Origin of the sequence: Mesorhizobium sp. NZP2234 (assembly GCF_013170765.1) — a bacterium.
Taxonomy (GTDB): domain Bacteria; phylum Pseudomonadota; class Alphaproteobacteria; order Rhizobiales; family Rhizobiaceae; genus Mesorhizobium; species Mesorhizobium loti_D.
On the sequence record NZ_CP033364.1, the window covers coordinates 3,979,393 to 3,990,579 of the forward strand.

Below are 11,187 nucleotides of genomic sequence, written 5' to 3' on the forward strand. Positions count from 1 at the left end.
ACCTGACTGGGTTCCGCGCCTTTTTTGGTGAGCCTGAACCTTATGCCCCGACCGGCTGGCCGTCCTTGCGGCGGATGGCGACCACCGATGGCCTCGGCGGCTGGCCGTCCCGGAAATCCGGCCACAGGGACTGCGCCTTGTCGAGCGTTTCGGCATCCTCGGAGGGATGCTGCACCGAAAGGAACAGCGTCGTGCCATCTGGCGTGAAGCAAGGGCCGGTCGCTTCCGCGCCATGCGGGCAGGTGAACAAAAGCTTCGGCAGGCCGCGCGCCGCGCCTTCCGTGTCGACGCCATAGACGCCGTCCGGCAGGCCGAAATCATTGGCGCCGTCGGTCGCCACCCAGAGCCGGCCGGCCGGGTCGAAGGTAATGTTGTCAGGGCAGACAAACCAGCCATTGTCCGACGTCTCGGGATGGAAGGTTGCGCCGACTTTGGTGTCCTTTGGATTGCCGCAGAGCACGAACAGGTCCCAGGCGTATTTGTCGGCGGTATGGTCGGCCTCGGCGCCGCGGCCCCCGGGCGGGATCAGCTCGACGATATGACCCCAGAGGTTTTCGGGCCGCGTGTTGGCCGGATTGACCTTGGATTCGTCTCGCTTCTTGTTCTTGGTCATGACGGCGTACACGCGGCCGGTGACCGGATTGGTCTCGATGTCCTCCGGCCGGTCCATCGGGGTCGCGCCGAGCGCGTCCGCCGCCAGCCGTGTCTTCAACAGCACCTCGGCCTGGTCGGCGAAGCCGTTCTCGGCGGTGAGCTTGCCCTGACCATGAACCAGCGGCAGCCATGTCAGCGAGCCATCGGCGTCGTAACGGGCGACCGAGAGCACGCCATCGTCCAGAAGGCCGTTGCCGGAGGCGGGGTTCGCCTTGTCGTAAGCCTTGTTCGAGACGTAGCGGTACATGTATTCGAAATAGTCATCGTCGCCCATGTAGACGACGATGCGGCCGTCCTTGTTGAGGACGACCGTGGAGGCCTCATGCGACATGCGGCCAAGGGCCGTGCGCTTCACCGGCTTCGATTGGGGATCATAAGGGTCGATCTCGACGACCCAGTCGAAGCGGTTCGGCTCGTTCGGCTCCTTGTCGATGTTGAAGCGGTCATGGAAACGGCCACGGCCGTAGATGTCGGAGCCATCAAAGCCATAGCGGTCGAGAATGTCGGCGGTCGGTGCCTTCTTCGGATCGCCGCCGAACAGATCGGAAACGCCTTCCTCGCAAGTCAGCACGGTGCCCCAGGGGGTAAAGCCGCCGCTGCAATTGTAGCTGGTGCCGAGCACTTTCGTACCGGTCGCGTCGGCGGACGTCCTGAGCAGCGCGTGGCCGGCTGCGGGCCCGGAAACGGTCATCTCGGTGTTGGCCGTGATGCGGCGATTGAGCGGACTGTCCTCGACGGTTTGCCACTTGCCGTCCTTGAACATGACCTCGACGATCGAGTGGCCCATCGCCGCCAGGCCGAGATCGACCTGCTCCTTGCTCATCGTCTTGCCGGCGTCGTCCTCGGTCACGCCGGGAAACATGACATTGGGCGAGATGTATTCATTGTTGACGCAAAGCAGGCCGTGATCGGAATTCACCGAGCCCTTGGGAAGCGGCAGGAAGGCGATGTAATCGCAATTGTAGCCGAAACGCTTTTCCTGTTCGGCGGCCGCGACCGTGCTGCCGTCGAAATCTGGCAGGCCGGCGACGAGCGGATCGCCCCAGCGCGCGACGATTGTTGTTTCATAGCCATCGGCGGCGGCATGGGTCTTGTCATAGACCCGCTTCAGTTCGGGAAAGCCCAGTGTGGAAAGCGCGGCGGCATGTGTTTCGCCGGCGAACAACGAGCCGACAAAGCTGCCGCCGGCGATCAACGCGCCGGAAGCGATGCCGCCTTTGAGGAGCGTGCGGCGCGAGACGCGCTCGGCGATGATTTCGCGAATGACAGGGGAGGATGAAAACGGGAAGTTGGCCATGTGTCTGCCTCTCGATGTGGATGGGTGACGGCGCACCGCTGCCTATCCAGCTTCGGCAACATCCAGATGACATGAGAAAGGCGGGCAGGGCCTGCAGACCGCACCCGCCAAGGCCTACGGATTGCCTCCCTTGGTGCAGGTCGATGCCGTGAAGGCGCCATCGGGCTGCTTCATGATGATGTCGAAGGAAGGTGGGCTCTCGCCGTCCAGCGTTGCCTGGGTCAGCGACAGCGAGTTGCCGCCCGCCGTATAACCGCCGAGCGGACCCAGCCAGGAGATGACGCCGTTTGCATCCATCTGGTAGTTGTAGCCCTGCTGGGCGGTCCCGAAGGTGACCGGGCCCGTGTAGACATTGCCCTTGATGGTGATGTCGCCGAGGTTGAGGAACATGCCGAGCAGGTAGACCTCGCAGTGATAGGTGCCATCGGGCATCTTGCCGTCGCTGAAGTCGGCCCGTGCGATCCCGGTCGCTGCCGCCAGAAGCACCATGCCGATGAAAATGCGATGAATCAGGGACGCCATGACGTTGCTCGGTTGAGACGCGAGCTTGCCCCATTTTTGGGCCGTACCGCAACATTTGTCGTCCGCGTCCCGCGTGCGGCGATCAAAATCTAGGCATTTGCTAAAATTGGACAAAAACTAGGCAGATGCCTGGTGCGTTGCGCAAATTTCCCTCAACCAATTTTTAACCGGCTCTCTTTTGTTTGTTTCACCTAATATAATAACAATCTGATAATATTCGTCTATTTGCCGTTTTTCAGAATCCGCGCAGCGGTTGGCATGGGGGTTGCATTGTAGTGTTGCGGTGCAATCAACCAGCTTGGGAGTCTTCCGTATGAGGGGTAATTTCTCGACAATAACAAAAATGTTCTCGGCAAGCGTGGTCGCCGCAGGCCTGCTGATGTCGGCGTCCGCCAAGGCGGCGGACGACACGATCAAGGTCGGCATTCTCCATTCGCTGTCGGGGACCATGGCGATTTCGGAGACGACGCTGAAGGATGCCATGCTGATGCTCATCGACGAGCAGAACGCCAAGGGCGGCCTGCTCGGCAAGAAGCTTGAAGCCGTTGTCGTCGATCCGGCATCCAACTGGCCGCTGTTCGCCGAAAAGGCACGCGAGCTGATTTCGAAGGACAAGGTCGCGGCTGTGTTCGGCTGCTGGACCTCGGTGTCGCGCAAGTCGGTGCTGCCGGTGTTCTCCGAACTCGACAACATCCTGTTCTATCCCGTCCAGTATGAGGGCGAGGAAAGCGAGCGCAACGTGTTCTACACCGGTGCGGCTCCGAACCAGCAGGCCATTCCGGCCGTCGACTATCTGATGAGCGCGGATGGCGGCTCGGTGAAGCGCTGGGTGCTCGAGGGCACCGACTACGTCTATCCGCGCACCACCAACAAGATCCTAGAAGCCTATCTGAAGTCCAAGGGCGTCGCGGCCGAGGACATCATGGTCAACTACACGCCGTTCGGTTTCTCGGATTGGCAGACGGAGGTCTCGGCGATCAAGAAGTTCGGTTCGGCCGGAAAGAAGACCGCCGTCGTCTCGACCGTCAACGGCGACGCCAACGTGCCGTTCTACAAGGAACTCGGCAACCAGGGCATCAAGGCCGAGGACATCCCGGTCATGGCCTTCTCGGTCGGTGAAGAAGAACTTGCCGGTCTAGACACCAAGCCGCTGGTCGGCCATCTCGCCGCCTGGAACTATTTCGAGAGCGTCAACACGCCTGAGAACAAGAAGTTCATCGCCGACTGGCACAAGTTCATCAAGAACAACAAGCGCACCACCAACGACCCGATGGAAGCACACTATATCGGCTTCAACATGTGGGTGAAGGCAGTCCAGAAGGCCGGCACCACCGATCCGGACAAGGTCATCGACGCCATGATCGGCGTTTCGGTGCCGAACCTGACCGGCGGCTATTCGACGATGATGCCGAACCACCACATCACCAAGCCGGTGCTGATCGGTGAAATCCAGGCCAATGGCCAGTTCGAAACAGTTTCGAAGACGCCGGGCCTGGTGATGGGCGACGAATGGTCCGACTACCTGCCCGACTCCAAGGACCTGATTTCCGATTGGCGCGCGCCGCTGAGTTGCGGCAACTTCAACGTCAAAACCGGCAAGTGCGGCGGCAAAGGCACAAACTGATCCTCCCGGGCTGGGCCTCCGGGTCCATGCCCAAGACCGCGCGCGTCCGGACTGTTTCCTCCACTGTCCGGACGCCCATTAAACCTTCAAGGGTCACCAAGAGCCGATGAAGATTTTCCATGCGATGGGCCTGGCGCTCTTGTTCCTGTTGACGACGCTGTCGTCTTCGGGCGCTGCGGAAGCCGATCTGCGTGCCATTATCGCCAAGTTCGCGACAGTAACGGACTTTTCCGAGACGGGAGCCGTCGTTCAAGAGTTGACAGCCACGGGCGACCCGGCTGTCGAACGGCCGCTTGCTGCATTGGCGGACGGCAATCTTTACTTTCGCACGGCCGACTCGATGGTGTTTGTCGGCGAGGAAGGCGACGAGAACGTCAAGCTTTTCGATCCGCTGAGCGGCGAGGCAGCAGGAGAGGCCTCCGCGGACGACATCACCAAGATCAGCGTCAACAACACGTTGCGCCGCGCCATCCGTGATGCATTGGGCACGCTGACGCTTGGTTCCAAGGATCCGGCTGTGCGCATTGCCGCAGCCGACACTATGTTCAAGACACCCGATGCCGCCAACATCGAGCCGCTCGACGCGGCGATCGCCAGTGAAAGCGTGGCGAGCGTCAAGGCTTTGCTCGAGCAGGCCCGTGCCGCGTCCATACTGGTTTCAGACAAGCCCGATGCAGACAAGTTGGCGGCCATCGCGCTGATCGGCGCGCGCGGCGACCGTAACGCGGTTTCGCTTCTCACTTCCGTCGAGGCCAACGCCTCGGGAGCAGTGAAGGAAGCGGCGACGGCCGCGATCGCCAGCATCAATTCCACGCTGGCTTTCTGGGATGCCGGCCAGAACATCTGGTACGGCATTTCGCTGGGCTCGGTGCTGCTGCTCGCCGCGATCGGGCTCGCCATCACCTTCGGCGTGATGGGCGTCATCAACATGGCGCATGGCGAAATGGTGATGCTGGGTGCCTATACCACCTTCGTCGTCCAGCAGGTGATCCGCACATCCTTTCCCGGCCTGTTCGACTGGTCGCTGGTGATCGCACTGCCGCTTGCCTTCCTCGTCGCCGCACTGGTTGGTCTCGCCATAGAACGCGGCGTCATCCGCTTCCTTTACGGCCGACCGCTGGAGACGCTGCTGGCGACATGGGGCGTGTCGCTGATCCTGCAGCAGGCGGTGCGCTCGATCTTCGGGCCGACCAACCAGGAAGTCGGCAATCCATCCTGGATGTCGGGTTCGTTCTATGTCGGTCAGTTGGCCATCACCTGGAACCGTCTGTGGATCCTCGTTTTCGCGCTCACCGTGTTCGGCGTGTTGCTCTACGTGATGAAACGCACGCCCTGGGGCCTCCAGATGCGGGCCGTCACCGCCAACCGCCGCATGGCCGCCTCGATGGGCATCAGAACGCCATGGGTCGACGCGCTGACTTTCGCGCTGGGATCCGGCATTGCCGGCATCGCCGGCGTCGCGCTAAGCCAGATCGACAATGTCTCGCCCAATCTCGGCCGCGGCTACATCATCGACAGTTTCATGGTCGTCGTCTTCGGCGGTGTCGGCAATCTGTGGGGCACGCTGGTCGGCGCCTTCTCACTCGGCATCGTCAACAAGTTCCTCGAGCCTTATGCCGGCGCGGTGCTCGGCAAGATCGTCGTGCTGGTGCTGATCATCCTGTTCATCCAGAAGCGGCCGCGCGGCCTGTTCGCGCTCAAGGGCAGGGCGGTGGAAGCATGATCACGGGACGCTTCTTCGCCGCAGGCGCGGACCGCCGCATCGCCATCGCCATTTTCGTCCTGTTGGCGGCGGCCATCATCGTGCCACTGCTCAACCTGGCTGTTTCTCCGGCAAGCGCGTTCTACATTCCGCCCTATATCGTGGCGCTGACCGGAAAATATCTCTGCTATGCTCTGCTGGCGCTCTCGCTCGACCTGGTCTGGGGCTATTGCGGCATCCTCTCGCTTGGCCATGGCGCCTTCTTCGCGCTCGGCGGCTACGCGATGGGCATGTACCTGATGCGCCAGATCGGCTCGCGCGGCGTCTACGGCAACCCGATCCTGCCGGATTTCATGGTGTTCCTGAACTACAAGGAATTGCCCTGGTTCTGGCATGGCTTCGACCATTTCTGGTTCGCCGCGCTCATGGTGCTTGCCGTGCCCGGCCTGCTTGCCTTCGTCTTCGGCTGGTTCGCCTTCCGCAGCCGCGTGACCGGCGTCTATCTCTCGATCATCACCCAGGCGATGACCTATGCGCTGCTGCTGGCCTTCTTCCGCAACGATATGGGTTTCGGCGGCAATAACGGGCTGACCGATTTCAAGGATATTCTGGGCTTCAACGTGCAGGCCGATGCAACCCGTTCGGCTCTTTTCGCCGTCAGTGCGGTGATTCTGGCGCTCGCCGTGTTCGTCGCCTGGGCCATCGTCGGTTCCAAATACGGCAAGCTCCTGATGGCGGTGCGCGACGCCGAGAGCCGCACGCGCTTCCTCGGCTGGCGGGCGGAGAACGTGAAACTGTTTGCCTTCACGGTCTCGGCCGTCATGGCCGGCATTGCCGGCGCGCTCTACGTGCCGCAGGTCGGCATCATCAATCCCGGCGAGTTCGAACCGTCCAATTCGATCGAGGTGGTGATCTGGGCGGCCGTCGGCGGGCGCGGCACCATCGTCGGGCCGATCATCGGCGCGCTGCTGGTCAATGCCGGCAAATCCTGGTTCACCGGCGTGCTGCCGGAACTCTGGCTGTTTGCGCTGGGCGGGCTGTTCGTCGCCGTCACGCTGCTCCTGCCGAAGGGTATCGTCGGCATGTGGGATTCCTGGCGTGGCAACGCCAGGGCGCTGCGGGCGGCGTCGCTGGCCGAGGAGGCCGGCACCGATGGCGACCCGGCGCCAGCCAAGATCGGTCGCAGCGCGGCGACAAAGCCCGGCGACTGGTCGTCGTCCGGCCCCGAACCGCAGCCGGCGGAGTAAGCGATGTCGAAGTCGAACACCATCCTTTATCTCGACGGCGTCTCGGTCTCCTTCGACGGTTTTCGCGCCATCAACAACCTGTCTCTTGTGCTCGACAAGGGCGAGATGCGTGCCATCATCGGCCCCAATGGCGCCGGCAAGACGACGATGATGGACATCGTGACCGGCAAGACGCGGCCCGACGAAGGCGAAGTGTTCTTCGACGGCCAGGTGGATCTCACAAGGCATGACGAGGCCGAGATAGCCATGATGGGCATCGGCCGCAAATTCCAGAAGCCGACCGTCTTCGAGAGCCATACGATCGAGGAAAATCTGATGCTGGCGCTGAAGGGGCCGCGTTCGATCTTCCCGGCGCTGTTCCACCGCCGCTCCGCCGCCGAGGCGCGCCAGATCGATGATATTCTTGGCATCATACGGCTGGGCGACAAACGCAACGAACTGGCGGCCAACCTCAGTCACGGCCAGAAGCAGTGGCTGGAGATCGGCATGCTCTTGGCACAGGATCCGAAGCTGCTTCTGGTCGACGAACCGGTGGCCGGGATGACCGACGCCGAGACCGAGGAGACCGCGCGGCTGCTCAAGGATATTGCGCGCGACCATTCGGTCATTGTCGTCGAGCACGACATGCATTTCGTGCGCGAACTCGGCGTCAAGGTGACCTGCCTGCATGAGGGCTCCGTGCTCTCGGAAGGCACGCTCGATTTTGTCTCGGCCGACGAGCGTGTCGTCGAAGTCTATCTGGGGAGGTAAGCATGGTCTGGCGGGTTCAATTCCATCGCTTCGATTTGGCCTTTCTCCGGTTCTGGAAAAGGCGCTGAGACATGCTCGAGGTTTCAAACGCCACACTTCACTACGGTGCCGCCCAGGCGTTGCGTGGTGTCTCGCTGAAGGCGGGCGCCGGCAAGATCACCTGCGTGCTCGGCCGCAATGGCGTCGGCAAGACCAGTTTGATGAGATCGATCGTTGGCCATCATCGGCTGACGAGCGGAAGCGTTGCCTTCGAGGGGAAGGCGCTCGACCGGAGCGCGGCGTATGACCGCGCCCGGTCGGGCATCGCATTCGTACCGCAGGGCAGGGAGATCTTTCCCCTGCTCACGGTGCGGGAGAACCTGGAATCGGGTTTTGCGCCATTGAAGCGCGCCGACCGCAACGTGCCGGCGCATGTCTTCGAGCTGTTTCCGGTGCTGAAGCAGATGCTTGGCCGCCGTGGCGGCGATCTTTCCGGCGGCCAGCAGCAGCAACTCGCCATCGGCAGGGCGCTGGTGATGCGGCCGAAGCTTCTGGTGCTGGATGAGCCGACGGAAGGGATACAACCGTCGATCATCAAGGATATCGGCCGCGCCATACGCTACCTGCGCGACCAGGCCGGCATCGCGGTTCTGCTGGTCGAACAGTATCTCGACTTCTGTCGCGAGCTCGCCGACGAGGTCAACATCATGGATCGTGGCCTGATCGTCCACACCGGCCCGGCGGAAGATTTGGACCGGGCCGATGTCCGCAAATTTCTCACGGTCTAGAATCGGTACTGGACTTCAGTTTCTGGTCCGAATTCCTTGGCAAATCCAATATTTCTTTCATCCGGCCATTCGCGTCTCTGGTGCATCAGGGACTGCATGCTAGTCTTTTTCTTGGCTTTGTGAGTCGGCCGCTTCCGTACCAGTCTGGTTATCGCAGATCGAGGGCGCGGCGAAGGCCGGGCAAGTTCCAGGCAAGCAAGGCTTCCTAGCTTCCCTCCTGCGATCTTTGTCGTTCAACGCGTTTGGGCACACAGGCTAAGGGACAGCCATGGAACGTTACGTCGAGGACTATCAGAAACGGCGGCTTACCGAACGCGTCGACATCATCGCCGCCATCAACATCCTGAGGTCGCAAGGCTGCGAATACGACGACCTGATCGAGGAGATCACCAAGGTCTTCTACGTCGACCTCGATGCCTTCAATGAGATCGTCATGGCGGCATAAGAGCCGCCTTTGCCTACCCACAACCACAGGCTCGGTATTGGTACGCGCGGTCAGCCCGCGCGTCGGAGTGGCGAGGCCGTGACGCGGTTGCGGCCGCCACGCTTGGCGTCGTAGAGCGCCTTGTCGGCGGCGCTGAGCACCTTGTCGAAGCTGAGGCCTTCCTTGCTGCCGAATGCAAAGCCGGCACTGACCGTGCAGGTCAGGGAACCGTTTTCGGTCTCAATCAAGCGCGTCGCGAAAGCGGTCCGGATGCGCTCTGCGGTTTCTTCAACCGTCTCCGGCAGAGTGCGCTTCAACACCAGCGCGAATTCCTCGCCGCCCATGCGCGCCGCCACGTCGGCCTGGCGAAGATTGCCGGCGAGTTCCCCGGCGAAAACTTTCAACACCTCGTCACCCGCCGCGTGGCCGTATTCGTCGTTGATCGCCTTGAAGTTGTCGAGGTCGAAGACGACCACAGCGGTAAAGGCGCCGACCGGGACATTGCCATGCAGGTCGAACAGGGCGCGCCGGTTGAGCAGCCCGGTCAAGGGATCGGTCAGGGCATCACGGCGGTGGTGCCTCGCCAGACGACCCTGATTGAGCGCAAGCGACAGGGCACCGATCCCCGTCATGCTGGCGATGACCACGATGAGGCTCAGTTCCTCCGCCCAGTTGCTCGGCGCGTGCCCCAGGACCAGTTTTCCATCCCAGGCAAGAACCATGGCGCAGAGCGCGAAAGACGTGGCGGTGGCCAAATAGAGCGCGGTGATGCCGATCGTCAGGGCAGGAGCCTCGTTCCGGCACCTCCAATATTCGAATGCGGTAGCAAACAGAAGCAAGGCCGCGAAGGAGTTCTCGAATATGAAGCCCAGCCCGTCATAGCCCAGCGCCATGGGAGGCAGCGTCACCACCAGCGAAAGACAACCCAACAGCGTTCGCCCGACCGGTGAATCGCCCGTTCTGAACTGATAGGCAGCGCCCAGCATGGTTGAAAAGCCGATCAGCAGGAAACCCAGCGCGGCGAGGCCGAGCAGCCGCCCGGGCATGTCGATATAGGCGTCATAGAAGAAGATATCGCCGACCACGAACACGAGGCTGATTGCCCATGTCAGCAGGAAACGCTCGGAGCGAGCGGTTAGCCACATGCCGAACAATGTCAGGCTAAGGCAGGCCGCGGAGAACCCGACAGCTAGCAGAAGCGAAGTGTAGTCCAGCGACATGCCCCTCTTTCCTTGCCGGCGGCGGTTCCATCTCTGCGGCTTGGCGTCGCCGCATTCATGCAGCAAGGAAGTGTCGATAAGGTTACGATGGGGGCGAAGATGCCATCAAAAGGCGCTTTGCCAAGCGCAAAACGCATAGGTTACGCCTACGGCATGCGGCCCGTTGCTCGTCAGTCCGCCACGCGTTTCATCAGCGCCATCGCCCCAAAAGGCGCGCGCACCTTGCCCTCGGTGATGAAGTAGACGAACACGTCGCGCGGCTGGACCGGAGCGTCGGTGGCGGGGTCGGCACGCCGCAAATCGGCCGGCTGCCTTCCTTCCGCCCAGATCCTTGCACGTGCCGCCCATTCGTCGAGCGCCTTCGGCGTATAGCAGTCGGGATTGTCGTCCGAGCCGGTCTGCAGCCGGACGTAAATGAAATCGCCGGTCACATCGGCGATATCAGGATATTTGGCATGGTCGGCATAGACGATCGCCGCTTTGTATTTGCGCGCGAGCGCGGGGAATTCCGGCACGATGAAACTGTCATTGCGCACTTCGAGTGCATGGCGAAGGGCGACACCATCCTGCTTTTCCGGCAGCAGTTTCAAAAAGGCTTCGAAATCGTCCGGATCGAATTTCTTGGTTGGCGCGAACTGCCACAGGATTGGACCGAGCTTGTCGCCGAGCGCGGCAACGCCGGAACCCAGGAAGCGCATCATCGATTCACCGGCTTCGCCCAGCACACGCCGGTTTGTGACGAAGCGGTTGCCTTTCAGCGAATAGACAAAGCCGTCCGGTGCCTCGCTGGCCCACTTGACGAAGGTCGGCTCCTTGAAGCTGGAATAATAGGTGCCGTTGACCTCGATGCTCGGCACCTGCCGGCTGGCGTATTGCAACTGCTTGGCTTTCGAAAGCTTGTCTGGATAGAAGGACGTGTCCCAGGGCTCGAAGGTCCAGCCGCCCATGCCGGAGCGGATTGTTCCCGATTTGCTCATTGT

At 61.7% G+C, this 11,187-nt stretch carries 10 protein-coding genes; 6 read left to right on the forward strand and 4 right to left on the reverse strand.

Going from position 1 to position 11,187, the window contains the following annotated elements:
- Positions 1-40: 40 nt before the first annotated feature.
- Both EB230_RS19585 and EB230_RS19590 read right to left on the reverse strand, forming a co-directional pair.
- Positions 41-1,951 carry a PhoX family phosphatase gene (locus EB230_RS19585; protein WP_056576756.1) on the reverse strand — a complete coding sequence of 637 codons (1,911 nt, stop codon included), beginning with the start codon at positions 1,949-1,951 and terminating at the stop codon, positions 41-43.
- A 114-nt stretch (positions 1,952-2,065) separates the two neighbouring features.
- Positions 2,066-2,473, reverse strand: a complete 408-nt coding sequence (locus tag EB230_RS19590; protein WP_172373683.1) for a hypothetical protein — start codon at positions 2,471-2,473, stop codon at positions 2,066-2,068.
- 313 nt (positions 2,474-2,786) lie between these two features.
- On the opposite strand from EB230_RS19590, the gene urtA reads away from it, so the two are divergent.
- The 6 genes from urtA to EB230_RS19620 all read left to right on the forward strand — a co-directional run bounded on the left by urtA (position 2,787) and on the right by EB230_RS19620 (position 9,008).
- The gene (urtA, locus tag EB230_RS19595) at positions 2,787-4,097 is read left to right on the forward strand and encodes an urea ABC transporter substrate-binding protein (RefSeq protein ID WP_172373686.1); all 1,311 of its coding nucleotides are present in this window, start codon (positions 2,787-2,789) and stop codon (positions 4,095-4,097) included.
- Between the two features lie 106 nt (positions 4,098-4,203).
- Positions 4,204-5,820, forward strand: a complete 1,617-nt coding sequence (gene urtB, locus EB230_RS19600; RefSeq protein WP_172373688.1) for an urea ABC transporter permease subunit UrtB — start codon at positions 4,204-4,206, stop codon at positions 5,818-5,820.
- Complete coding sequence (urtC, locus tag EB230_RS19605) at positions 5,817-7,046, forward strand: urea ABC transporter permease subunit UrtC (protein ID WP_172373691.1); 1,230 nt, start codon at positions 5,817-5,819, stop codon at positions 7,044-7,046. The genes urtB and urtC overlap by 4 nt, the downstream gene beginning before the upstream one ends.
- Before the next feature lie 3 nt (positions 7,047-7,049).
- Positions 7,050-7,796, forward strand: a complete 747-nt coding sequence (gene urtD / locus EB230_RS19610; protein ID WP_056576773.1) for an urea ABC transporter ATP-binding protein UrtD — start codon at positions 7,050-7,052, stop codon at positions 7,794-7,796.
- Between the two features lie 71 nt (positions 7,797-7,867).
- A complete protein-coding gene (gene urtE, locus EB230_RS19615) occupies positions 7,868-8,563 on the forward strand; it encodes an urea ABC transporter ATP-binding subunit UrtE (RefSeq protein ID WP_056576776.1) in 696 nt (231 codons plus the stop codon).
- Between the two features lie 268 nt (positions 8,564-8,831).
- Positions 8,832-9,008, forward strand: coding sequence for a hypothetical protein (locus EB230_RS19620; RefSeq protein WP_081294751.1), 177 nt, complete (start codon positions 8,832-8,834; stop codon positions 9,006-9,008).
- A gap of 50 nt (positions 9,009-9,058) precedes the next feature.
- Here the strand turns inward: EB230_RS19620 and EB230_RS19625 are convergent, their stop codons facing one another.
- Positions 9,059-10,207 (reverse strand): GGDEF domain-containing protein, encoded by a 1,149-nt coding sequence (locus EB230_RS19625; RefSeq protein WP_056577412.1) that lies wholly within the window; start codon positions 10,205-10,207, stop codon positions 9,059-9,061.
- Positions 10,208-10,377: 170 nt separating this feature from the next.
- Positions 10,378-11,184, reverse strand: coding sequence for a DUF72 domain-containing protein (locus EB230_RS19630; protein ID WP_056576779.1), 807 nt, complete (start codon positions 11,182-11,184; stop codon positions 10,378-10,380).
- Positions 11,185-11,187: the final 3 nt, after the last annotated feature.